Here is a 21853-nt window from a genome sequence, read left to right on the forward strand (position 1 = left end):
TCCGGGAACCCCTGCAGGCCTTCGCAGCAGCGACCGGCGGCCCCGACCCCCGGCCGGGCGGACCACCCGACATGAACGTTCACCCGTTGTTCGGCAGGGTGGCTGACCGCCGACGCAGCGTGTGCACGCTACCCTCGCGGTATGTCAGCAACCGCGCCCCGCGCCACGAAAGCCGTAATCCCCGCGGCTGGCTTCGCCACCCGCTTCCTGCCGGTCACCAAGGCGATCCCCAAGGAACTCCTGCCGATCGTCGACAAGCCGGTCCTCCAGTACATCGTGGAGGAGGCCGCCGCCGCCGGCGCCGACGACGTCACGCTCGTCACCGCCCCCGGCAAAGACGCCATGATCGACTACTTCGACGCCCGCGCCGACCTCGACAACGCCCTCAAGGCCAAGGGCAAGGACGCGATGCTCGCCAAGGTCAAGGCCCCCGAGAGCATCGCCGAGATGACCGCCATCCGCCAGGGCGGCGCCAAGGGCCTCGGCCACGCCGTCGGCCGCGCCGCCGGCCACGTCGGCGACGAGCCCTTCGCGGTCCTCCTCGGCGACGAGTGGTGCCACCTCGACGACAAGCTCCTGCCGCGCATGATCGACCTCCAGGCCGAGACCGGCGGCATCGTCCTCGCCCTCATCGAGGTCCCCGAGGACCAGGTCTCCCGCTACGGCGTCGCCGCCGTGCGGCCCACCGACGCCGAGGACGTCGTCGAAGTGACCGGCCTCGTCGAGAAGCCGGCCGTCGAGGACGCGCCCTCGAACCTGATCCTCATCGGACGCTACGTCCTCCCCGGGGCGATCTTCCCCGTGCTCGAGGAGACCGAGCCGGGCAGCGGCGGCGAGATCCAACTCACCGACGCCATGGAGACCATGCGCGCCAAGGGGACCCCGGTCCACGCAGTCGTCTTCCGTGGCCGCCGCTACGACACCGGCGAGCCCGTCGCGTACCTCCAGACGCTGGTCGAGCTCGCAACCCAGCGGGACGACTTGCCCGGCTTCAACGCCTGGCTGCGCGAATTCAGTGCGACACTTGACTGACCCGGCGACCGCGAGGCGGCGCTGAGAGGAACTTGACCGACGGGGGGATGAGGAGTGAAGGGGACCGGCGAGGCGACACCATTGGCCGACTTCCTGGCGAAGGCGCTGGCCCTGGTGCGACCCCTGCCGCCGGTCGACATCGACATGACCCAGTCCACCGGGTCGGTCCTGGCCGAGAACGCAGTGAATCCCGGCCCGCTCCCCGCCTTCGACTACGCCGCGATCGACGGCTACGCGTGCAACGGCGACGACATCGCCGGCGCGAGCCCCGAACGCGGCGTGGGCCTCAAGGTCCTCGGCGACCTCGCCGCCTCGTCCTGGCGCCCCGTGCGCCTGGTCTCCGGCACGTGCTTCTCCGTGGCCGCGGGCGCGGCCCTGCCGGTCGGCGCCGACATGGTCGTGCCCCTCGCGTGGACCGACGAGGGCATGGCCACGGTCGACGTCCGGCAGGTGCCGCGCCGCGGACACGGCGTGCGCCGCATGGGTTCCGAGCGCCCCTCGGGTGAGATCCTCGCCCACGAGGGCCGCCGCGTCACCCCCAACCTGATCGGGCTCCTCGCCGCCGCCGGCATCGCCGACGTGGTCGTGCGGCCCACGCCCCGCGTGGTCGTGATCGCCACGGGCGATGAGCTCGTCGACACCGGCCGCCCCTCGCAGCCGGGCCAGCTCATCGACGTCAACTCCCACCTGGTCACCGCGGCGGCCTCCGAGGCGGGCGCGCACGCGTACCGCGTCGGCATCTGCGACGACGAGCCGGACGCGCTCCGGTCGGTCCTCGACGACCAGATCCTCCGCGCCGACCTCGTCATCACCACCGGCGGCACGGGCCTGGGCCCGGGGGACATGGTGCGGCGCACCTTCTCCCGCGACGGCGCCGTCGACTTCAACCCGGTGGCCGTCTACCTCTGCGAGACCATGGGCTTCGGCACGATCGGCCCCGAGGAGGTGCCCGTGGTGTGCCTGCCCGGCGACCCCGTCGCGGCCACGATCGCGTTCGAGGTCATCGCCCGGCCGCTCATCCAGCGCCTCGCCGGGGCCGAGCCCGTTTTCCGGCCCAGCGTGCGCGCCAACCTGACCGAGCCCGTATCCTCACCGAGCGGGCTGCGCGAATTCCGGCCCGTCCGCGTCGCCGAGAGGCGCGGCGGCGGCTACACCGTCGCCCCGCTGGGAGCCACGTCCTACACGCTCTCCGGACTCGCCGAGGCGACCGGCCTCATGACGATCGGCGAGAACGCGACCCGGGTGCCCGCCGGTTCGACCGTAGACGTGCTGCTCCTGGACCGGAACCGATGATCTTCACGAACGACCCGCAGCTGGAACACGAATGACCCTCTCCAACCCCGGTTGGCCCGTGCACCTGAACCACGGGGACGTCAGCGTCCGCCCCTTCCGACGCTCCGACGCCGCCCGCTGGTCGGACCTGCGCCGCGCCAACGAAGCCTGGCTCGCCCCTTGGGAACCCGGCACCGGCACCACCTGGCACGAAGCCCACTCGCCCGCGGCGTTCCGCGCGATGCTCCGCGGCCTCAAGCGCTCCATCAAGGACGGCACGAGCTGGCCCCTCGCCGTGTGCTGGCAGGGGCAGCTCGCGGGCGGCCTCACCGTCGGCAACATCGTGCGCCGCGCCTTCGGCTCCGCCTACGCCGGCTACTGGATCGACCGCGGCCACGCCGGGAAGGGCATCACGGCGACCGCGCTCGCGCTCGTCGTCGACCACGCCCTCACCGTCGGCCGCCTCCACCGCATCGAGGTGAACATCCGGCCCGAGAACGGCCCCTCGAACCGGGTCGCCGAGAAGCTCGGCCTGCGCCGCGAGGGCCTGCACAAGCGGTACCTCTACATCGACGGCGACTGGCGCGACCACTACGGGTACGCCGTCACCGCCGAGGAGATCGCCTCCGAGCGCATGATCGACCGCATGGCCCGCCTCGCCCGGACCGAAGCGGAGCATTGAACGCCGCGCGGGCCCGGACCGGAAGCCGGTTCGGACCCGCTGCGCAGTGCTTTCTCCGTTCGGGTCCCGCATCAGTCCTGACGCGGGCCCGCCTTGCCGCGCTTCGCTTTACACCTGGTCGCGGGCGGTGAGGACGATCGGCCCGTCCTCGGTGATCGCGATCGTGTGCTCCATGTGCGCCCCGCGCGAGCCGTCGGCGCTGCGCAGCGTCCACCCGTCCGGGTCGTAGACGATCTCGTCGGTGGACTGCAGGAACCACGGCTCGATCGCGATGACCAGGCCCGGCTTGAGCTTCATGCCCCGGCCCGGGCGGCCGTCGTTCGGGATGTGCGGGTCGCCGTGCATGGTCCGGCCCACGCCGTGCCCGCCGAACTGGGTGTTCACGCTGAGGCCGTCGCCGCGCGCCACGGTGGCGATCGCGTGCCCGATGTCCCCGATCTTGTTCCCGACCCGCGCCGCCCCGATGCCCGCCTCGAGGGCCCGCGCGGTCGTGTCGATGAGGTGCAGGTCGTGCTCGCTCGCGTTCCCGACGACGACCGACAGCGCCGAGTCCGCGACCCAGCCGTCCACTTCGGCCGCGAAGTCGAAGCTCACCAGGTCGCCGTCCTGGATCTTGTAGTCGAACGGGAGGCCGTGCAGCACCGCGTCGTTCACCGAGGTGCACAGCACCTTCCCGAACGGGCTCGCGCCGAACGACGGGTGGTAGTCCACGTAGCAGGAGACCGCCCCGGCCTCCTTGATGCGGCGCGCGACCAGGTCATCGAGTTCGAGCAGGTTCATGCCGACCTCGGCGGTCCGCTCCAGCTCGGAGAGGATCCCGGCCACGAAGCGGCCTGCCGGGCGCATCGCCTCGATCTCGGCGGGGGAGTAGTACTCGATCATGGCGGGTCCTTCGGAACTCGTGCAGCGGTGTCCCCTCCATCATCACCGCTCGCGCCCGCCGCCGCCGAGAGCCCCCGCAAACTGCGACCGCCGAGACATCCCATCATCCTGTAAGGGCCCAGGTCACGCCGGTTGACAATCGTTAACGTGCAGGCCGGGGCAGGGGTTAGGCTCTGGCCGTGGACGCCGCGACGCAACTTCCGACGGTGGGCATGATCGGCGCCGGTCAGCTCGCCCGCATGACCCACCAGGCCGCCATCGCCCTCGGGCAGAGCCTCAGAGTGCTCGCCGGGGACCCGGCCGAGAGCGCCGCGGTCGTCACCCCCGCGACCGTCTTCGGCGACTACCGGAACGTCGACGACCTCCGCGCCTTCGCCAAGGGCTGCACCGTGGTCACCTTCGACCACGAGCACGTCCCGCAGGACGCCCTCCGCGCCCTCGCCGCCGAAGGCGTCGAAGTCCAGCCGCGCCCCGAGGCCCTGCTCTACGCCCAGGACAAGCAGGCCATGCGCACCCGCCTCGCCGGGCTCGGCCTGCCCCAGCCCCGCTGGGCCCCCGTCGACTCCATCTCCGACGTCGAGGCCTTCGGCCTCCCCTGCGTCCTCAAGGCCGCCACCGGCGGCTACGACGGCAAGGGCGTGTGGATGATCGACACGCCCGGCGACGCGCAGGCCGTGCTCGCCTCCGGCATCCGCCTCATCGCCGAGGAGCGCATGGCCCTCCAGCGCGAGCTCGCGGTCCAGATCGCCCGCTCCCCGCGCGGCGAGACCGCCGTCTACCCCGTCGTCGAGACCGTCCAGACCGGCGGCATCTGCACCGAGGTCATCGCCCCCGCCCCGCACCTGAGCGACGAGACCGCCGCCGAGGCCCGCCGCATCGCCGAGACGATCGCGAAGGACCTCGACGTGTGCGGCATGCTCGCCGTCGAGCTCTTCCAGACCTCCAAGGGCCTCTTCGTCAACGAACTCGCCATGCGCGCCCACAACTCCGGCCACTGGACCATCGAAGGCGCCCGCACCAGCCAGTTCGAGCAGCACCTCCGCGCCGTCCTCGACTACCCGCTCGGCTCCACCGAGACCGCCGCGCCGTACACCGTGATGGCCAACGTCCTCGGCGGCGCCCCCGGCGGCCCCCGCATCGACGAGCGCCTCCAGCACCTCCTCGCCGAGGACCCGGGCGCGCACGTCCACCTCTACGGCAAGGCCGTGCGCCCCGGCCGCAAGATCGGCCACGTCACGGTCTGCGGCGACGACCCCGACGTGCTGCGGCACCGCGCCCTGCGGGCCGCGAAATGGCTCCAGGAAGGCGAGTAATGGCAGAGCAGCACCCCCGGGTCGGCGTCATCATGGGCTCCGACTCCGACTGGCCCACCATGGAACCGGCCACCGAAGTCCTCGCCGAGTTCGGCGTCCCCTTCGAGGTCCGCGTCGTCTCCGCCCACCGCACCCCCCACGGCATGCTCAACTACGCCGACTCCGCCGCCTCCCGCGGCCTCCAGGTCATCATCGCGGGCGCCGGCGGCGCCGCCCACCTCCCCGGCATGGTCGCCTCCGCGACGCCGCTGCCCGTGATCGGCGTCCCCGTCCCCCTCAAGTACCTCGACGGCATGGACTCCCTCATGTCGATCGTCCAGATGCCCGCCGGCATCCCCGTCGCCACCGTCTCCATCGCCGGCGCCAAGAACGCCGGCCTCCTCGCCCTCCGCATCCTCGGCTCCGCCGACGAGGCCCTCCGCGCCAAGCTCTCGGACTACCAGGTCGACCTCGAGCGCATGGTCACCGAGAAGGACGCCAACCTCCGCTACCGCCTCGCCCACCCCGAGTAGCGCGAACCGGAAACCCGCTGTCCCGGCGGCGGCATCCGCCTTAGACTCGCGATGTGGCTGACACCGAACTGCACCCCACCGGGGGATACGAGCATGTGACCGTGGTCGAGTCCGGGCGGCTCGCGATGCTCGCCGGGCAGTGCCCCGTCGACGCCGAGCAGCAGGTCGTCGGCATCGGGGACCTCGACGTCCAGATCGACCAGACCGCCGCCAACTGCCTCGCCGCGCTCGCCTCGGTCGGCGCCGGAGCCGACGACGTCGTCCGCTCCGTCGTCTACGTGGTCAGCGCCGACAGCGCCGTGGTCGGCGCCGCCTGGCACCGCTTCGCCGAGCAGACCGAACTCGCCACGGCGTTCAAGGCCGCGAGCACCGTCGTCGGCGTGACCGCGCTCGGCTACCCCGGCCAGCTCGTCGAGGTCGACCTCACCGCACGGCTCCCTTAAGCACCGCGAGAGCCGGGCACCGCTGATCGCGGTGCCCGGCTCTCGTATGCGCGCCTTCGCTCGTGACGACACCGGCGCTGCTTCGCACGTCAAGGTCCGCTCGTGACAGGCCCTGCTTCGCGACTAACGCTCACTGTCGGGACGGCGGCCGAAGATCCGGCGGTCCGCCTCCGCGATCCGCACGTCGTTGATGCTCGCCTCGCGGCGGGCCATCAGCCCATCCCCGGTGAACTCCCACAGCTCGTTTCCGTAGCTGCGCCACCACTGGACCTCGTCGTCGTGCCACTCGTACTGGAACTTCACGGCGATCCGGTTCTCGGTGAACGCCCACAGCTCCTTCCGCAGCGCGTACTCGTGCTCCCGCGCCCACTTGGCCGTGAGGAACCGCTCGATCGCCTCACGACCCTCGAGAAAATCGGAGCGGTTGCGCCACACCGAATCAGGCGTATAGGCGAGCGCCACGCGCGCGGGGTCGCGAGTGTTCCACCCGTCTTCGGCCGCCTGCACCTTGGCGGCGGCGGACTCGGCGGTGAACGGCGGCAACGGAGGACGGGTCTCTGACATGAGGATGTTCCTTTCTGGACGGCGCTCGGCGAGCGCCGGGTACGGGTATTTCGGGGGTCACCACCACTGCGTCGGATACCGGTGCGCGGGAAGCACTCTGCCCAGCGCCCAGCCGACGAGCACCGTGGCGGCGCTGGCGAGCAGGATCGGGTCGAGGAGGAACCACACGGACGGTCCGGTCGCGCCGATGAGCGCGGCGGTCGCCGTCGCGGGCGGGTGTGGGGCCTTGAGGAGCAGCATCGGCGCGGTCGTCAGCCCCGCCGCGATCGCGGCGGTCCAGATCGACGGGCCCATGATCGCGACCGCCGCCAGGCCCACGACTCCGGCGCTGAGCTGGCCGAGCAGCATCGCGCGCGGTTGCGCGAACGGCGCTTTGGGTGCGATGGCGATGATGCCGACGGCGGCGACCCACGGCAGTGCGAACACCGCTGTGCCGGTGGTGGCCTGGAGTGCGGCGAGTGCGAGCAGCCCGACGAGGCCGGCGATCGTCGGCACGACCACCTTTGTCCAACTGGCCGTGGTGGTCTGGGTTTTCAGGGGCGGATTCATCCGGGGTCTCTCCGTATCGGCGGCGGTTCGGCCCGCCGCGAAGTCCTTAGTGGTCGTGCCGGACGACCGGCCAGTCGATGTCGGTGTCGGCGGTCTTGTTGAAGTAGTTGGTGAAGACCTGGAGTGCGACGGTGGCGACCACTTCGGCGATCTCCTCATCGGAGAGCCCGGCTTCGCGGGCGGCCTTCAGATCGGCGTCGTCCACGCCGCCCTTGCTGCGCAGCACGGCTTTCGCGAACGCCAGGGCCGCAGCCGTCTTCGGCTCGTCGGCCTCGCCCCGGCGCGCGGCCGCGATCTGGTCCTGGTCGAGCCGGCCGCGCTTCTGGCCGAGGAAGGTGTGGGCGGAGAGGCAGTAGTCGCAGCCGTTCTCTTGCGCCACAAGGAGAGACAGCCGCTCGCGCAGGTGCACCGGGAGCACTCCGGCGGCGAGCGCACCGGAGAAGCCGAGGTATCCCTTGAGGACGGCCGGGCTGTTGGCCATCGCCTTCGTCATGTTCGGGGTGCGGCCGAGGGACTGCTGGACGCCCGCGAGGAGGTCGGCGGTCTCGTCGGCGGCGGTCTCGGGCTGGATCAGGGGGAGGCGTGACATGGGGTGGCCTTTCATCCTTAACCGTCTAACTTCATTTAGACGGTTTCACAGGGAGAAGGCTAGCGCCACACGACAACCGGCTACAAGAGCTTTACCGGTTACAATTGCGAGATGGCCATCACGCGACCGCTCTCCGGGGAGCCGCTGCCGCTCGACCTCCTCGACACCGTCTGGATGTCGAACGGCGCGCCCTTCGACATGTTCGGAGTGCCTGGGGCCCTGCGCGACTGGCTCGACGGCCACGACCTCCCCGCCGACGCCCCCGAGGCCGAAGTGCGCGAGCACCTCACCGAGGCCCGCGAGTCGATCCGCGCGGTCCTCCAGCGGGAGGAAGGCGGCGAAGCCAGGCTCAACGCGGTCCTCGCCCACGGCACCCGGCGCCTTCAACTCTTCGAAGGCCGGCCCGCGGCCGTGGACGAAGTCGACGACCCCGCCCGCCTGCCGGGCTGGCGCTGCGCCGTCGAGTTCCTCGACCTCTTCGAGCGCAAGGCGGACCGCATCCGCAAGTGCGCCAACCACGAGTGCATCCTCTGGTATCTCGACACCACCCGAAACGGCAGCCGCCGCTGGCACTCCATGGAGACCTGCGGCAACCGGGCCAAGGCTGTCCGCTACCACCAGCGACACGCCTGAGCACTTCTCGCCGAGGTCGCGCGAACCCGATCAGTGCTACACTGAATATGTGCTACACGGATGGAGGGGACATGGCAAACCTTACGCTTAGTCTTGACGACGACCTGCTGCGACGTGCGCGCATGAGGGCGCTTGAGCTTGACACGACAGTGAACGCTATGGTCCGCGACTACCTCGAGGGCCTCGCAGGTGAGGACCCCGCGCGGCAGGCGCTCGCCGACTTCCTGGACCTCGCGGACCAGGTCTCGGCTTCAAGCGGTCCCGAGGGCCACAACTGGAGTCGCGAGGATCTCTATGAGCGGTAGGGCCTTCCTCGACACGAACGTCTTGGTCTACGCGGTCGACGACGCTGACCCCGCGAAGAAGAAGATCGCTCGAACGCTGCTTGCGCAGGCCGACGGACTCGTGCTTTCCGCCCAGGTTTTGAACGAGTTCTACGTGACGGTCACGAGGAAGCTCAAGCCGGCGATCGAACCCGAGACGGCGGCCCACATGGTCCGGAACCTGGCGCGGATCCACTGCGTCGCCGTAGACGCCCAGCTGGTCCAGCTCGCACTTCGAGCCGGTCAGCGCTGGCAGTTGTCGCACTGGGACTCCCTGGTGATCGAAGCAGCACGGCAGGCCGGATGCTCGCGAGTGCTCACCGAAGACCTGGCGACCGGCGCGGAATACAACGGCCTCGTCATCGAGAACCCGTTCGCCTGAACACGGCTTGCCGGGGTTCTCGGGAAGGGGAGACCGATGGAAGCTTTGATGCCGCCGATTCACCCGGGGAGATCCTTGCCGGGGAGTTTCTGGAGCCGCTTGGCGTCTCGCAGTACCGGCTTGCGATGGCGATCGGGGTTCCGCCGCGGCGGATCAACGAGATCGTGCACGGCAAGCGGCGCATCAGCGCCGACACCGCCCTGCGGCTCGCGCGGTACTTCGGCACCTCCGACCGGTTCTGGATGAACCTCCAGAACCGCTTCGACCTCGAGATCGAGCGCGACCGCCTCGGCAGCGACCTTCGCCGGATCAAACCGTTCGCGGCCGCTTAGGCCTCTTGACAGAGGATCGCGGCGTGGGCTTCTCGTAGCCGCGTGAGTACCAGGGTCGCTTCGTTGGGGCCCTTCAACTTCAGCTGTTTCCGCAGGGCCGCCGGGTCGATGCCCGTTCCTCGCTGCTTGATCGTCAGGCGGCCGATGCCGCGCTCCGCCAGCAGGGCCTTGAGCTTCTTCGGGTGGAGGGGCCAGACCTCCTCCACCTTCCAGGCCCTCGCGAACGGGGTCTCCCGCAGTTCGTCGCTGTACAGGTAGGCGATGGTCTCGTTCGCCGTATGCGCCTCCAACTGCTCCGCGAGTTCGGCCACAAGGCCGGCCCGGATGACCGCGCCGTCCGGTTCGTAAAGGTATGCCGCGACCTCGCCCACGGGCGCCTTCTCCTCGCCGCTGCCGGTCAGCTCGTGCCACTCGCCCGCCTTGCACAGGCTCGCCCTGCGCGGGACCTCCGCCGCTTCGCCCAGCCACAGGCACGCCTCGACAACGTCCCGGTCGACCGACACCCATTCCGCTTCGGCCCCTTCGGGAATCCACTCGTGGCTGATGCCCGGGCCGAGCTTCAGCGCGGCGAAACCGGTCGTGGCCATGTGCGCCAGGAGGTCGTTCAGTGGCGGCGAGTACTCGGCCGGGTTGAAGTGCCGTCCGGCGCCTGACCGGCGCGCCGGGTCCGCGAACGCCGACTCCAGCAGCGGGGTGCTGAGCGCGTCGCCGACTTCGACGCCGACCGCGAGTCCCGCGGCCTCGGCGTTCGCCCTCGCGTACTCGGCCGTCGCCTCGTTCAGGTCCACGGCCTCGACCCGCAGGCCCGCCTCGGCGAACGCCAGGGCTTCGGTGCCGAGCCCGCAGCACAAGTCCGTCACCGCCGCCGCGTGCCGCGCGAACCGCGCCGCCCGGCGCTCGGCCACGACCCACCGCGTGGCCTGCTCCAGACCCGCCCGGGTGAAGTACAGGGACGCCGCGCGGTCGCCGAACTTGCCGCGGGCCTGCTCCCGCAGCTCCGCGAGGGTCAGGGCCGCCGCCGCCAGGTCGGGTGCGACGCCGGCCTTCCGCAGGGTGAGCGGCGCCCGGTCGCCGTCGCGGCGCAGGGCGTCGGCCGCTTGCGTCTGGAGCTCGGGGCGGGCCTTGAGGGCGGCGAGCAGGCTGGTGTCCACGTGCTTCATGGTATGACGTTGGAGACCCGGTGTTGACGGTCCCCACCTGGGCGAACTAACTTACGCCTTAGCACTCGCAGACCGAGATTGCTAAGCGCTATGATCGGCTTGGCACTCTCGCCTCGAGAGTGCCAACAGCCACGGGCCGGTGCCTCGGCACCCGCGACGACGAGACCCGCGCCGTCGTGGCGTATATCCGTATTGAACACGCAGGTTTGGAGAAACCAAGTGAGCAAGGCTGCCATCAAGCCGCTGGGCGACCGCATCGTGGTCCAGGCGAACGAGGCCGAGACCACCACCGCCTCTGGTCTGGTCATCCCGGACACCGCCAAGGAGAAGCCCCAGGAGGGCACCGTTCTGGCCGTGGGCCCGGGCGCCTTCGACGACAAGGGCAACCGCCTCCCGATCGACGTGAAGGTCGGCGACGTGGTCATCTACTCCAAGTACGGCGGGACCGAGGTCAAGTACAACGGCGAGGAGTACCTCGTCCTGTCCTCGCGCGACGTCCTCGCGGTCGTCGAGAACTAGCACGCTTGGGGCCCGCAGCGGCGATGCTCGCCAGTCGAGCACGTACGGCTGAGGGCCCTTTCGTGTCTTAGGAAAGGGACACCCATGCCGAAGATTCTCAATTTCGCCGAGGACGCGCGGCACAACCTGCTGAGCGGCATCGACGAGCTCGCCGACACCGTCAAGGTCACGCTCGGCCCGAAAGGCCGCAACGTGGTCCTCCAGCGCTCCTTCGGTGCGCCGCTGATCACCAACGACGGCGTGACCATCGCCAAGGAGATCGAGCTCGCGGACCCGTACGCCAACCTCGGCGCGCAGCTGGTGAAGGAGGTCGCGACCAAGACGAACGACGTCGCGGGCGACGGCACCACCACTGCGACCGTGCTGGCGCAGAAGATGTCCCGCGCGGGCATCAAGGCGGTCACGGCCGGGGCGAACCCGATCGCGATCCGCAAGGGCATCGAGGCCGCGGCGAACGCCGTGTCCGAGGAGCTCCTGCGCCAGGCCATCGTCATCTCCGACCACGAGCACATCGCGCAGGTCGCGGCGGTCTCGGCGCAGGACCCGGAGATCGGCGAGCTCATCGCGAAGGCGATGGACGCGGTCGGCGCCGAGGGCGTCATCTCCGTCGAGGACGGCTCCAGCCTGGAGACCGTGCTCGAGGTGACCGAGGGCATGCAGTTCGACAAGGGCTTCATCTCGCCGAACTTCATCACCGACCAGGACTCGCGCCAGACGGTCTTCGAGGACCCCTACATCCTCATCACCAACTCCAAGGTGGGCTCCATCGAGGAGCTGCTGCCGGTGCTGGAGCGGGTCGTCGAGACGTCGAAGCCGCTCCTGATCATCGCCGAGGACGTCGAGGGCCAGGCCCTCGCGACCCTGACGGTGAACGCCCTGCGCGGCACGCTGCGCGTGTGCGCCGTCAAGGCCCCGGCCTTCGGCGACCGCCGCAAGGCGGTCCTGGGCGACATCGCGGCCCTCACGGGCGCCGAGGTCATCTCTTCGGAGGTGGGCCTCGAGCTCAAGGCGGCCGACCTGTCCCACCTGGGCCGGGCCCGCCGCGTCACCGTCTCCAAGGACGCCACCACGATCGTGGACGGCGCCGGGGAGCGGGAGGCCGTGAACGCCCGCATCGCGCAGATCAAGCAGCAGGCCTCCACGACCGAGTCGTCCTGGGACCGCGAGAAGCTCGAAGAGCGCCTCGCGAAGCTCTCGGGCGGCGTGGCCGTGATCCAGGTCGGCGCGGCCACCGAGGTCGAGCTCAAGGAGCGCAAGCACCGCATCGAGGACGCGGTCAACGCGACCAAGGCCGCGGTGGAAGAGGGCATCGTCGCCGGCGGCGGCGCGGCCCTGGTGCACGCGATCGCGATCCTCGAGAAGATCGAGCTGGACGACCCGGAGGCCCGCGTGGGCCTCAAGATCGTCGCCGAGTCGCTGTCCGAGCCCCTGCGGCGCATCGCGATCAACGCCGGCGAGTCCGGCGACGTGATCGTGAACGGCGTCGAGGGCAAGGGCTGGCGCGAGGGCTGGAACGCCGCCACCGGCGAGTACGAGGACCTGGTCGCGGCCGGCATCCTCGACCCGGTGAAGGTCACCCGCAACGCGCTGCTGAACGCCGGTTCGATCGTCGGCATGCTGCTGACGACCGAGGTGACGATCGTCGACAAGCCGGAAGAGGAAGAGGAGGCCGGTCACGGCCACTCGCACTCCCACGGCGGGCACAGCCACTCGCACTAGCGGGAGCTGACCCGAGCAGTGCCGCACGACAGCAAGGCCGCCGACCTCGTCGGCGGCCTTGCCGCGTCTCCGGGTCCCGGTCGAGCCTGGTTTAGCCGCAGGTCGGTCAGGGGGTCGGAACCCCAAGTGTCAACATCCCGACAGTTAGTCGCACAACTGTCGGGAAACCGATAGAGTTCAAGTGCCTTCGCGGCCTTTGGGGATCGGAGCCGCGAAGGCACTTTTATTCCTGCAATCGGGTGGTTCGCCCCGGCCTGGACTGGGGCCTGTGAAACACCGCGAACCGCATGGGACGCAACTCATTCGCCGCTCTGGCGCACCCGCAGCTCCCGCATCCGGTTGAGCGTCGCGGCCACCTCGTACCGGCGCGGCACCGCCAGGTCGATGTCGCGGATCCGCAAGAGCTCCGCCGCCCCGCCGGCGTCCAACGCCTCGTCCAGGCGATCCAATGCTTCCGCGACCGTGGCGGCCCCGTCGATCCAGCCGTGCTGCACGGCCGCCTCGATCGCCAGGCCGATCCCCGTGGTCATCGCCGGGTCGGTGATCTGCTCCACCGATCGCACGTCCACATCGGACTCGCCGAACCGCAGCCCGTCCGTGCCCCCGGCCTTGATCTTCTGCTTCCCGCGCGACTCGGACGACACCGACTGCGGGTCGATCACCCGCGCCCGCGGCATCCGGAACCCCTCGGCCTCGACCCGCCGCCCGGTCGGCGTGGCCGCGAGGGCCTTCGCCCGCTCCGTCACGTCTTCGGGCCGGTAGGCGTCCATCAGGATCACCCGGTCGGCCACGTCCATGTAGTCGCCCGAGCCGCCCATGACGAGGATCGTCGCCACCCCGTGCTCGTCGGACATCGACCGCACGAGGTCCACCAGCGGCGTGAGCGGCTCCCGGTCCTTCGCCACGAGCTCCTGCATCCGCGCGTCCCGGATCATCAGGTTCGTCGCCGCCGTGTCCTCGTCGATCAGGAGCGCCTTCGCGCCCGCCTCGAGCGCCTCCACCACCGCGGCCGCCTGCGAGGTCGACCCCGACGCGTTCTCGGTCGTGAAGTGCCTGGTGTCGTCGCCGCTCGGCAGGTGGTCCACGAACGCGTGCACGTCCACGCCCGTCACCGCGCGCCCGTCCTCGGCCCGGATCTTCACCGCCGACCGGTCCGCGACCACGAACTCCCGCCCGTCCCCGGGCATGTGGTCCCACACCCCGGACTCCAAGGCCCGCAACAGGGTCGACTTGCCGTGGAACCCGCCGCCGACGATCAACGTCACGCCCGGCCCGATCCCCATGCCGCGCACGGTCCCCGCATGCGGCAGCTCGAACTCGACCGCCATCGACTCCGGGCTCGCGAACGGCACCCCCGCTTCCAGCGGCCTGTCGTCCACGCCAGAGCGCCGGGCGAGCATGGCCCCGTCCGCTACGAACGCGACCAGTCCTGAGGCCGCCACGGCCTCCCTGAGGGCCTTCACGTCGTCCGCGTGGCGCGTCCACACCAGCACGTCCTCCTCGCTCACCGAGAGCGCCTCGTCGGCCGTGTCCGGCAGGACCTCGCACAGCAGCCGCGCGGCCTGCCGGCCCGCGATCCGCCGCCCGTGCCCGGGGAACTGCGCGCCGAGCCGGAACACCACCGACCCGTCCGCGCCCACGGTGCACGAGGCCCGCCGCAGGATCTCCTGCCCGCCCCCGTCGATCCGCAGGTCCCTTGTGGGGCAAGCCCGCCGCAGCCGCTTCGCGAGCAGCACCGCCAGCGCCTCGCGCCGCTCCGGCGTCGCGTACCAGTCCGAGGCGAGGTCGGCGGCGTCCGCGTCGAACTCGAGCGCCACCCGGCTCGGCGGCGCGTACGGGTCCGACTGGACCCGTGAAATGTCCAGAATCGCCGGTCCTGCCCACCATTTGCCACGCAAGGATTTATATCGGCCGTAACTCGTACCTTCCAGGGCCGTTAGTTCGTTAGACAAGTCATGGCGAGGTGGATGTGAACGATGGTCACCAAAATCGCGGGACTCGGCTCGGTACGGTCGTCCGCCTCTTCGCTGTGTCATGCCCCCAGTTTCCCATCCGGGTCGGGGATCTCGCTGCAAGCGAACCCGAACACCATGCGTCCACGCCCCGCCCCGGAATCCGCGAAAAGTCACTCGAAAAATCCGCGCGAACTCGCGTCATGGCGGCGGACCGCCTGCGTGCTGGTAACAGAGACACGCACGGCCTACCGCAGCGAAAGGTAGAACAAAGTGAGAACCGTACTGGTCTGTGTTAAGACTCCTCAAGCCGGACAGAAGATCTCGGCCTGCGCGACCCGCATGGGCTTGGCGCAGGCGGTCAAGTCGGTCGAGGGCTCTCCCGAGCTGTTCCTCGAACTCGGGCGCCGCCAAGTGGACGTGGTGCTGGTCGACGTGGCCTTGGCCGCGCCCGACCCGGTCAAGTTCGTCAAGACCGTCCGCGCCCGCTCGCCCCGGACAGGGGTCCTCCTGTCCGGCGCGGCCGATCCGCGCACGGCGGCCATGGTGGTCGCCGCCGGCGCCCGGGGTGTCATCCGCACCCCGTCCAACAACTCCGACGACCTGCTGGTCGCGCTGGCGCAGGCGATCATGTTCGCCTCGCCGTCGCTCCAGCGGGTCACCGAGACCGTGCCGCGGCAGCGCTCGACGCTGCAGGGCATGAAGCTCACCGAACGCGAACTCCAGGTCCTGCGGGGCATGAGCGAAGGGAAGTCCAACGCCGAGATCGGGCGCGACCTGTTCGTCTCCGAGGACACCGTCAAGACCCACGCGCGGCGCATGTTCCGCAAGCTCGGCGCCCGCGACCGGGCCCACGCGGTGGCCGAGGCCTTCCGTTCGGGCCTCGTCTGCTGACCGTCCACTGACGGCGACGCGCCCCGACTGGCAGGGACGGACGCGCCGCCCCCCGGAACGACACGCGCGCAGCAGGCGCCGCGGTGACCGGCAGGGTCACGCGCCTGGCGCGCACCAGAGCAGCACGCGCTTTCTCAAGCAGCACAAGCGAACGGTGACAACGACGGACCGAGGGATCCGCGGGGCGAGGGGGCCCCGCGGCACGGCCTTCGGACCGATCGACCGGGCACCGGCCCGCGCGACCCGGTGGTCTCAGGAGGCCGTCGCCACCGGGAAGCCGCCACGGCCGCCGGCCCGATCGTCCTCGGACGCTTGCGGTACGGGACGCCCATCGTCCCGGCCGAGCACGAGAGCATTGACGATCGCCTTGCGCGAGCCACTGTCCCGGCCCATCTCGAACAGGCCGCGGACCTGACTCGCGCGGCGATCGTCGCGACCGGACGCGGAGGCGTCGGCACCCATCGCCGACCAATGCGCTGCCCGCCGCGACCGCATTGCCGCCAATCGACGCACCGACAACCGGCCCGTCTAGGACGGGCCGGTGAGCGGGCGCGCGCCGAAAACGCTGACGGTGTGCGGCGCCGCCCGAGTCGCTCGGCAGCGCCGATCCCGTGCGAGGGAACCGGTCGTGTCCGCGTTCGCCTCGGGCGTCAGACCGGCCGGCCTATGTGCGAAGCAGCTTGACGCGCACGGCACTCAGGCTGTATCCGTCTTCGGACGGTCGCCGTCAGGCCAGTTCCAGCAGCCGCTCGTCGGCGCCCGGGGCCGCCACGAGCTGGAGGCCGACCGGGAGGCCGTCGACCATCCCTGCCGGGACGGCCAGGCCCGGTGCGCCCGAAAGCCCTGCGATGCACGTCAACCGCACGATCGCCTCGCGGTTCGGCGAGCCGCCGATCGCGAACGCCGGCCCCGGCGCGGCCGGGATCGCCAGCGCCGTGCCCTGCGGCAGCCGGTCCCGGACCAGCGCCGTCACGCCGCTGCGGACGCGCTGCGCCGCATCGGTGTCCGCACTGTCGAACTTCGCCGCGTTCGCGAACCGCATCGCCACGCCCGGCCCGAACACCGGGTCGTTCGCCTCGATCCACTCGCCGTGCGTCTGCCACGCCTCCCAGGCCTGCAAGGTCGCATAGGCGACCCGCGCCGTCTCCAGCGGCGCCGCGTCCGCGCTCTCGGGGAACAGCGGCGCGTGGTCGATCGCGAGCCCGAGCTCCTCGACCTTCGGCATCACCGCCGCGCGGGTCGCCTCCGGGATCTCCGCCCAGATGTCCTGCGGCACCAGCAGCCTGGTGATCGGCCCGGCCTCCGGCGTTCCTTCGAGGAGCACGCCCATCGCGAGGCGCAGCGTCGCCGCGTCCCGCGTGAGCACCCCGGCCGTGTCGAACGACGGCGCCAGCGGCACCGCGCCCTCCAGGCTCACCCGCCCGTGGGTGGGCCGCAGCCCGAACAGGCCGCAGTAGGACGCCGGGACGCGGATCGAGCCGCCCGTGTCCGTCCCGAGCCCGATGTCCGCGCGCCCCAAGGCGACCGCCGACGCCGACCCCGAGGACGACCCGCCCGGCACCCGGCCCGGTGCGGCCGGGTTGTCCGGTGTCCCATAGTGCGCGTTGGTGCCGTTGAGGCTCCACGCGAGTTCATCGGTGATCGTCTTGCCGACGACCGTCGCGCCCGCCTCGCGCAGCAGCGCGACGGCCTTCGCGTCCGCGTCCGGCACCTCGTGGGTCTCGAGCCAGCGCGGGTTCCCCGCACCGGTCGGGACGCCGGCGAGGTCGAACAGGTCCTTCACCGCGAGGCGCAGGCCCGCTAGCGGCCCTTCGCGTTCGGCGTCCGCAATGGTCCTGATGAACGGGTCAGTCAAGGTCCAGCTCCTTCGGCAGTGTGCAGTGGACGCCCTTCACGAGGTCGACCACCTGCGAGATCCGCAGGTCGACAGCGGCGCTCAAGTAGGCGAGGGCCACGGGCCCGGGCAGGCCGTGGCGCTCCCGCAGGAACGCCAGCGCGCTGCGAGTGGCCTTGCGGGCCGCCTCGTCCAGGTCCTCGTCGAGCCCGGTCGTGATCCAGTGTTCCGCAGTCTCGGCGAACGGGCCGCCGAGGGCCGCTGCGAGCCGCCGCGTCGGCGCATCCGAGTGCACCGTGAGCCGCAACGTCGCCCGCAGCGGCGCCTCGAACGCGGTGAGCGCGACCTCGCCGTCCCCTTGGGAGAAATGCGGATCGCCCGTGTAGAACGACGCGCCCGGCACCGCGACCGGCAGGTACAGCTTCGCCCCCGCGCCGAGCAGCCGGATGTCGAGGTTCCCGCCGTGCGCGCCCGGCGGCACGGAGTGGACGGGCGCTTCGGTGGCGGGCGCGGTGCCCATGATCCCGAGGAACGGCGCGAGGCCGAACCGCAGCGACCGGCCGTCGCCCACCGGCATCACACCCCGCCCATGTTCGTCCACAGTGGTGACGACGCTGACGTTCGACTCGCCGAGCGGATACTCCCCGGCGAGCACCCCGCGCCCGTGCCGGTTGCTCACCACCCCGTACGGCGCACGCCGCTCCAGTTGCAGCACTTCGACTTCCAGCACATCGCCCGGTTCGGCACCCTCGACGTGGATCGGACCGGTGACGATGTGCGGGCCCGCGTCCGGCTTCCGCTCGCAGTCGCGGGCGATCTCGGCCGCGTCCTCGAGGACCGCGCCGATCCCGTGCGCGGCGAAGAACGCCGCCGGGTCGCCGCCCTGGTCCTCGAGCAGGCCTTCATGGCTGACCGTGTCGACGACGACGGCGTCGCCCGAGGCCACGCGCAGGACCGGCGCGCTCGCCGCGTTCGGCAGCAGGCCCCACCCGATCGTCTCGGGCCGGGAGGGGAGGTACGCGTGGGCGCGGTCGTTCGCGCCGAGCGGCTGGAGGAGCGTCATGAGGAGGCACCGCGTTCCGGGGGCGAGGGACTGTATACGACAATGGTGGCCTGATCGTAGTGGAGGCTTCTCATGGCAGGCGACCGGGCATCTGGCAAGGCGCCGCGGCGCTCCCCGCAGGAAGCGGTGCGGGCGGTCCGCGACGACATCATCCGAGGCGTGTTCGCGCCGGGCGAGCGCCTGACCGAGGAGGCGCTGGCGGGCCGGTACGGGGTCTCGCGGGTGCCGGTGCGGGAGGCGCTGCGGGTGCTGGAGGCGGAGGGGTTCGTCGAGGCCAAGCCGTATGTGGGCGTGTTCGTGCGCGAGTTGAGCGAGTCCGAGGCCGAGGACCTGCTGGAGCTGCGCTCGGTGGTCGAGCCGATGTGCGCGGCGCGGGCGGCGGTGCAGCGCACGCCGGAGCAGCTGGGGCGCTTGAAGGAGCTGCTGAACATGGGGTGGGACGCGGTGCAGGACGGGCGGCTCGGTGAGCTGCCGCGCCTGAACTCGCGGTTTCACGAGGTCATCGCGGAGGCCTCGGGGTCCGAGGTGCTGGGGCAGATGATCCGGCAGATCAGCCAGAAGATCGCCTGGGTGTACGCGGTGGAGCTGCCGCGGCGGGCCGAGGACTCCTGGACCGAGCACGAGGGGATCGTGGCGGCGATCGGAGCAGGTGACGCCGACCGTGCGTCGGCCCTCCTCGCCGAGCACATCGCCCATGCCACGCACGCCTACCGGCGGCGCGAGCGCCAGGCCGAGCGGGCCCCGGAGGACCCGGCTCCGACCGCCGCCTGACCGGCCGCCTTTCAGCGACCCGCGGGTCGACCCGCTGCCGGTTCCGGGCGCGGACCGCCTTCCACCCGAGGTCATTCCGCATGTGCGGCCGACTCGTCGCCGCCTCCCGCGGGGTCGACCCGTCGCCGCTCCCGCGCGGCCGACTCGCCACTCCTTCGGGTGACATGACCGCCGCTCCGGGCGGTTTTTGTCGTACCCGGGCGGGAGGATCGGCGCTACAGTCTTTCCCCCTCTAGTGGTGGGTGGGGGCTGTGGACGGCTGTACGGCGGGACGCCGAAACCGCCTCCAGCGGCCCTCGAAAGCGCCCTCGAACGCCGCTCGCGAATCGTTGTATACGATTGGGTCCGCCGCCTCCCGGAAGGACCCCATGGACCCCGCGCATATCGCCCTGCTGCTCGCCGCCGGTTTCGGCGCGGGCGTCTGCAACGCCATCGCCGGAGGCGGGAGCCTCCTGTCGTTCCCCGCGCTGCTCGCCATGGGCCTGCCGCCCGTCTCCGCCACCGTCACGAACGCCGTCGCGGTCTGGCCCGGCTACCTCGGCGGGGCCGCCGCGCTCCGCTCGCGCCTCGCCGACTTCCGCCCGCTCGTGCCGCGCCTGGTCCTCACCGGCGCGCTCGGCGCGGTCTGCGGGGTGGTCGCCCTGCTCGCCGCCCCGCCCGAGGTCTTCACCGCGCTCGTCCCGTACCTCGTGCTCGCCGCGACCGCGCTCTTCGCTTTCCAGCCGCTCATCACCAAGCGCCTCGCCGCCCGCGACCGCGACTCCTCGGCCCTCCTCTACGCCGGGGTCTTCCTCGGCGGCGTCTACGGCGCGTACTTCAACGGCGGCATGGGCATCGTGCTCCTCACCGCCCTCGCGCTCGGCGTCAACGCCGCTATCAACCGCCTCAACGGCCTGAAGAGCCTGCTCACCCTCACCGTCTCCACCACCGCCATGGTCGCGGTCGCCCTTTTCGGCCCCGTCGACTGGCTCACGGTCCTCGTCCTCGCGCCCGCCTGCCTCCTCGGCGGCGCGACCGGGGCCAAGCTCGCGGACAAGCTGCGCCCCATCGCCTTCCGCGTCCTCGTCATCGCCTTCGGCACCGCCGCCGGCGGCGCCATGCTCCTGACCTGATCCTCCCGAAAGGACCGGCCATGACCGACCTCCTCCTCCGCAACGCCCGCCCCTGGACCCCCGGCGCACCCCTCGAGACCACCGACCTCGCCGTCACCGACGGCCGCTTCACCACCCCCGGGGACGAAGCCGCGCAGGTCATCGACCTCGACGGCGCGATCGTCCTCCCCGGCTTCGTCGACGCCCACTGCCACCTCGACAAGACCATGTTCGGCGGCCCGTGGACCCCCAATACCGGCGGCCGCACCCTTGAAGGCCGCATCCGCAACGGCGAGGGCCGCCGTGCCGAACTCGGACTCCCGAACCCCGATTACGCCGCGAACCTCTTGTCCGTCATGGCCTCCCACGGCACCACCCACGTGCGCAGCCACATCGACATCGACCCCGAGGTCGGCCTCGCCGGCGTCGAAGCCGTCCGCGAAGCCGCCGCCCGCCTCGCCGGGAAGGTGGACGTCGAGCTCGTCGCCTTCCCCCAGGGCGGCCTCCTCACCCGGCCCGGCGTCGCCGAGCTTCTGGACGCGGCCCTGAAGGGCGGCGTCGAAGTCATCGGCGGCCTCGACCCCGCCGGGTTCGACCGCGACCCCGCCGGCCAGCTCGACCTCGTCTTCGACCTCGCCGAACGCCACGGCGCGAAGATCGACGTCCACCTTCACGACCAGGGCCTGCTCGGCGCCTGGGAGTACGAGCTGATCATCGAGCGCACCAGACTGCGGGGACTCGCCGGGCGCGTGACCATCAGCCACGCCTACGCCATGGGCGGCCTCGAGCCGGACCACCAGCGCCGCATCGCCGAAGCCCTCGCCGAGGCCGGCGTCGCCATGATCACCTGCGCCGTGGGCGGCGCCCCCGTGATCCCGGTGCGGCTCATGGACGAGGCCGGCGCGGAGCTCGGCATCGGCAACGACGGCATCCGCGACCTCTGGACGCCTTACGGCGACGGCGACCTCCTCCGCAAGATCAACCAGGTGGCCTTCCGGGACCGCCTCGTCGCCGACTCGGAGATCGAACTCGCGCTCGCGGCCGGAACCCACGGCGGCGCAAGGATTCTCGGCCTCGAAGACTACGGGCTCGGGATTGGATGCAAGGCCGATCTCGTGGCCGTCGACGCCGCTGCGCCGGCCGAAGCCGTGGTCAGCGTCCCGCAGCGGAAGCTCGTCGTCAAGGGCGGCAAGGTCGTCGCGCACAACGCCACGCCCGCAACATGATTGTATACGAAATACTCTCGTAATCGATCGGACCGCGGGCCGCAATGGTATACCTATAAAACTGAGCCATGAACTCACGGCTCAACCTCAGTTCCAGGCTCGGGCCGGGTCATGTA

24 protein-coding genes are annotated in these 21853 nt (G+C 71.1%); 16 read left to right on the forward strand and 8 right to left on the reverse strand.

The genetic code is table 11. The features are described from left to right. The first annotated feature begins 141 nt into the window (after positions 1-141). The 3 genes from O2L52_RS24120 to O2L52_RS24130 are packed head-to-tail and all read left to right on the forward strand — an operon-like array spanning position 142 to position 2986. Positions 142-1032 (forward strand): UTP--glucose-1-phosphate uridylyltransferase, encoded by an 891-nt coding sequence (locus tag O2L52_RS24120; RefSeq protein WP_270118769.1) that lies wholly within the window; start codon positions 142-144, stop codon positions 1030-1032. 54 nt (positions 1033-1086) lie between these two features. Further along, entirely contained in the window at positions 1087-2325 is a 1239-nt protein-coding gene (locus O2L52_RS24125; RefSeq protein ID WP_344469270.1) for a molybdopterin molybdotransferase MoeA, read from the forward strand. A 31-nt stretch (positions 2326-2356) separates the two neighbouring features. After that, entirely contained in the window at positions 2357-2986 is a 630-nt protein-coding gene (locus tag O2L52_RS24130; RefSeq protein WP_270118772.1) for a GNAT family N-acetyltransferase, read from the forward strand. 108 nt (positions 2987-3094) lie between these two features. On the opposite strand, the gene map is transcribed toward O2L52_RS24130, so the two are convergent. Beyond that, positions 3095-3868, reverse strand: coding sequence for a type I methionyl aminopeptidase (gene map / locus O2L52_RS24135; RefSeq protein WP_270118774.1), 774 nt, complete (start codon positions 3866-3868; stop codon positions 3095-3097). A 179-nt stretch (positions 3869-4047) separates the two neighbouring features. Between map and O2L52_RS24140 the strand changes: the two genes are divergently transcribed. The 3 genes from O2L52_RS24140 to O2L52_RS24150 are packed head-to-tail and all read left to right on the forward strand — an operon-like array spanning position 4048 to position 6136. Further along, positions 4048-5181 (forward strand): 5-(carboxyamino)imidazole ribonucleotide synthase, encoded by a 1134-nt coding sequence (locus O2L52_RS24140; protein ID WP_270118775.1) that lies wholly within the window; start codon positions 4048-4050, stop codon positions 5179-5181. Further along, entirely contained in the window at positions 5181-5693 is a 513-nt protein-coding gene (purE, locus tag O2L52_RS24145) for a 5-(carboxyamino)imidazole ribonucleotide mutase (protein WP_310296190.1), read from the forward strand. The genes O2L52_RS24140 and purE overlap by 1 nt, the downstream gene beginning before the upstream one ends. Before the next feature lie 53 nt (positions 5694-5746). Then, the gene (locus O2L52_RS24150) at positions 5747-6136 is read left to right on the forward strand and encodes a RidA family protein (RefSeq protein WP_270118777.1); all 390 of its coding nucleotides are present in this window, start codon (positions 5747-5749) and stop codon (positions 6134-6136) included. A 123-nt stretch (positions 6137-6259) separates the two neighbouring features. Here the strand turns inward: O2L52_RS24150 and O2L52_RS24155 are convergent, their stop codons facing one another. From O2L52_RS24155 to O2L52_RS24165, 3 genes are read right to left on the reverse strand one after another with little or no spacing between them, the layout of a single operon-like run. Next, positions 6260-6700, reverse strand: a complete 441-nt coding sequence (locus tag O2L52_RS24155) for a nuclear transport factor 2 family protein (protein ID WP_270118778.1) — start codon at positions 6698-6700, stop codon at positions 6260-6262. A gap of 57 nt (positions 6701-6757) precedes the next feature. Next, a complete protein-coding gene (locus O2L52_RS24160; protein ID WP_425554168.1) occupies positions 6758-7408 on the reverse strand; it encodes an HPP family protein in 651 nt (216 codons plus the stop codon). Beyond that, on the reverse strand, positions 7296-7838 hold the full coding sequence (locus O2L52_RS24165) for a carboxymuconolactone decarboxylase family protein (RefSeq protein WP_270118780.1): 543 nt from the start codon (positions 7836-7838) through the stop codon (positions 7296-7298). Before O2L52_RS24165 ends, O2L52_RS24160 begins: the two co-directional genes overlap by 113 nt. A gap of 111 nt (positions 7839-7949) precedes the next feature. Here O2L52_RS24165 and O2L52_RS24170 point away from each other — a divergent pair, with 111 nt between their 5' ends. The 4 genes from O2L52_RS24170 to O2L52_RS24185 all read left to right on the forward strand — a co-directional run bounded on the left by O2L52_RS24170 (position 7950) and on the right by O2L52_RS24185 (position 9508). Continuing rightward, complete coding sequence (locus O2L52_RS24170) at positions 7950-8471, forward strand: CGNR zinc finger domain-containing protein (protein WP_270118782.1); 522 nt, start codon at positions 7950-7952, stop codon at positions 8469-8471. 158 nt (positions 8472-8629) lie between these two features. Next, on the forward strand, positions 8630-8776 hold the full coding sequence (locus tag O2L52_RS24175; protein ID WP_270118784.1) for a hypothetical protein: 147 nt from the start codon (positions 8630-8632) through the stop codon (positions 8774-8776). Continuing rightward, positions 8766-9176 (forward strand): PIN domain-containing protein, encoded by a 411-nt coding sequence (locus tag O2L52_RS24180; protein ID WP_270118785.1) that lies wholly within the window; start codon positions 8766-8768, stop codon positions 9174-9176. The genes O2L52_RS24175 and O2L52_RS24180 overlap by 11 nt, the downstream gene beginning before the upstream one ends. Then, a complete protein-coding gene (locus tag O2L52_RS24185) occupies positions 9098-9508 on the forward strand; it encodes a HigA family addiction module antitoxin (RefSeq protein WP_270118786.1) in 411 nt (136 codons plus the stop codon). Before O2L52_RS24180 ends, O2L52_RS24185 begins: the two co-directional genes overlap by 79 nt. On the opposite strand, the gene O2L52_RS24190 is transcribed toward O2L52_RS24185, so the two are convergent. Continuing rightward, positions 9505-10659, reverse strand: a complete 1155-nt coding sequence (locus tag O2L52_RS24190; RefSeq protein WP_270118787.1) for a class I SAM-dependent methyltransferase — start codon at positions 10657-10659, stop codon at positions 9505-9507. The genes O2L52_RS24185 and O2L52_RS24190 overlap by 4 nt on opposite strands. A gap of 228 nt (positions 10660-10887) precedes the next feature. Here O2L52_RS24190 and groES point away from each other — a divergent pair, with 228 nt between their 5' ends. After that, the gene (groES, locus tag O2L52_RS24195; RefSeq protein ID WP_270118789.1) at positions 10888-11187 is read left to right on the forward strand and encodes a co-chaperone GroES; all 300 of its coding nucleotides are present in this window, start codon (positions 10888-10890) and stop codon (positions 11185-11187) included. 84 nt (positions 11188-11271) lie between these two features. Then, the gene (groL, locus tag O2L52_RS24200) at positions 11272-12906 is read left to right on the forward strand and encodes a chaperonin GroEL (protein WP_270118790.1); all 1635 of its coding nucleotides are present in this window, start codon (positions 11272-11274) and stop codon (positions 12904-12906) included. Between the two features lie 299 nt (positions 12907-13205). Here groL and O2L52_RS24205 read toward each other — a convergent pair whose 3' ends face one another. Beyond that, positions 13206-14942, reverse strand: a complete 1737-nt coding sequence (locus O2L52_RS24205; RefSeq protein ID WP_270118791.1) for an ABC-ATPase domain-containing protein — start codon at positions 14940-14942, stop codon at positions 13206-13208. A gap of 189 nt (positions 14943-15131) precedes the next feature. On the opposite strand from O2L52_RS24205, the gene O2L52_RS24210 reads away from it, so the two are divergent. Then, positions 15132-15752 (forward strand): helix-turn-helix transcriptional regulator, encoded by a 621-nt coding sequence (locus O2L52_RS24210; protein WP_091052314.1) that lies wholly within the window; start codon positions 15132-15134, stop codon positions 15750-15752. 727 nt (positions 15753-16479) lie between these two features. On the opposite strand, the gene O2L52_RS24215 is transcribed toward O2L52_RS24210, so the two are convergent. Together O2L52_RS24215 and O2L52_RS24220 are read right to left on the reverse strand one after the other, a co-directional pair. After that, entirely contained in the window at positions 16480-17607 is a 1128-nt protein-coding gene (locus tag O2L52_RS24215) for an amidase (RefSeq protein ID WP_270118792.1), read from the reverse strand. After that, positions 17600-18649 (reverse strand): acetamidase/formamidase family protein, encoded by a 1050-nt coding sequence (locus O2L52_RS24220; protein WP_270118793.1) that lies wholly within the window; start codon positions 18647-18649, stop codon positions 17600-17602. Before O2L52_RS24220 ends, O2L52_RS24215 begins: the two co-directional genes overlap by 8 nt. 72 nt (positions 18650-18721) lie before the next feature. Between O2L52_RS24220 and O2L52_RS24225 the strand changes: the two genes are divergently transcribed. The 3 genes from O2L52_RS24225 to O2L52_RS24235 all read left to right on the forward strand — a co-directional run bounded on the left by O2L52_RS24225 (position 18722) and on the right by O2L52_RS24235 (position 21737). Next, the gene (locus O2L52_RS24225; protein WP_270118794.1) at positions 18722-19420 is read left to right on the forward strand and encodes a GntR family transcriptional regulator; all 699 of its coding nucleotides are present in this window, start codon (positions 18722-18724) and stop codon (positions 19418-19420) included. 368 nt (positions 19421-19788) lie between these two features. Then, positions 19789-20532 carry a sulfite exporter TauE/SafE family protein gene (locus O2L52_RS24230; protein ID WP_270118795.1) on the forward strand — a complete coding sequence of 248 codons (744 nt, stop codon included), beginning with the start codon at positions 19789-19791 and terminating at the stop codon, positions 20530-20532. Positions 20533-20552: 20 nt separating this feature from the next. Beyond that, positions 20553-21737 carry an amidohydrolase gene (locus tag O2L52_RS24235; protein ID WP_270118796.1) on the forward strand — a complete coding sequence of 395 codons (1185 nt, stop codon included), beginning with the start codon at positions 20553-20555 and terminating at the stop codon, positions 21735-21737. Positions 21738-21853: the final 116 nt, after the last annotated feature.

The organism is Glycomyces algeriensis, from assembly GCF_027622855.1.
GTDB classification, from domain to species: Bacteria; Actinomycetota; Actinomycetes; order Mycobacteriales; family Micromonosporaceae; genus Glycomyces; species Glycomyces algeriensis.

What these genes read in the sequence shown, in the direction of transcription:
- O2L52_RS24120 (WP_270118769.1), top strand. Translation starts at nt 142, where the DNA reads ATGTCAGCAACCGCGCCCCGCGCCACGAAAGCCGTAATCCCCGCGGCT.
- O2L52_RS24205 (WP_270118791.1), bottom strand. Translation starts at nt 14,942, where the DNA reads ATGACACAGCGAAGAGGCGGACGACCGTACCGAGCCGAGTCCCGCGAT.
- O2L52_RS24225 (WP_270118794.1), top strand. Translation starts at nt 18,722, where the DNA reads ATGGCAGGCGACCGGGCATCTGGCAAGGCGCCGCGGCGCTCCCCGCAG.
- O2L52_RS24165 (WP_270118780.1), bottom strand. Translation starts at nt 7,838, where the DNA reads ATGTCACGCCTCCCCCTGATCCAGCCCGAGACCGCCGCCGACGAGACC.
- O2L52_RS24130 (WP_270118772.1), top strand. Translation starts at nt 2,357, where the DNA reads ATGACCCTCTCCAACCCCGGTTGGCCCGTGCACCTGAACCACGGGGAC.
- O2L52_RS24230 (WP_270118795.1), top strand. Translation starts at nt 19,789, where the DNA reads ATGGACCCCGCGCATATCGCCCTGCTGCTCGCCGCCGGTTTCGGCGCG.
- O2L52_RS24185 (WP_270118786.1), top strand. Translation starts at nt 9,098, where the DNA reads ATGCTCGCGAGTGCTCACCGAAGACCTGGCGACCGGCGCGGAATACAA.
- O2L52_RS24180 (WP_270118785.1), top strand. Translation starts at nt 8,766, where the DNA reads ATGAGCGGTAGGGCCTTCCTCGACACGAACGTCTTGGTCTACGCGGTC.
- O2L52_RS24160 (WP_425554168.1), bottom strand. Translation starts at nt 7,408, where the DNA reads ATGAGGAGATCGCCGAAGTGGTCGCCACCGTCGCACTCCAGGTCTTCA.
- map (WP_270118774.1), bottom strand. Translation starts at nt 3,868, where the DNA reads ATGATCGAGTACTACTCCCCCGCCGAGATCGAGGCGATGCGCCCGGCA.
- O2L52_RS24175 (WP_270118784.1), top strand. Translation starts at nt 8,630, where the DNA reads ATGGTCCGCGACTACCTCGAGGGCCTCGCAGGTGAGGACCCCGCGCGG.
- purE (WP_310296190.1), top strand. Translation starts at nt 5,181, where the DNA reads ATGGCAGAGCAGCACCCCCGGGTCGGCGTCATCATGGGCTCCGACTCC.
- O2L52_RS24235 (WP_270118796.1), top strand. Translation starts at nt 20,553, where the DNA reads ATGACCGACCTCCTCCTCCGCAACGCCCGCCCCTGGACCCCCGGCGCA.
- O2L52_RS24170 (WP_270118782.1), top strand. Translation starts at nt 7,950, where the DNA reads ATGGCCATCACGCGACCGCTCTCCGGGGAGCCGCTGCCGCTCGACCTC.
- O2L52_RS24220 (WP_270118793.1), bottom strand. Translation starts at nt 18,649, where the DNA reads ATGACGCTCCTCCAGCCGCTCGGCGCGAACGACCGCGCCCACGCGTAC.
- O2L52_RS24155 (WP_270118778.1), bottom strand. Translation starts at nt 6,700, where the DNA reads ATGTCAGAGACCCGTCCTCCGTTGCCGCCGTTCACCGCCGAGTCCGCC.
- groL (WP_270118790.1), top strand. Translation starts at nt 11,272, where the DNA reads ATGCCGAAGATTCTCAATTTCGCCGAGGACGCGCGGCACAACCTGCTG.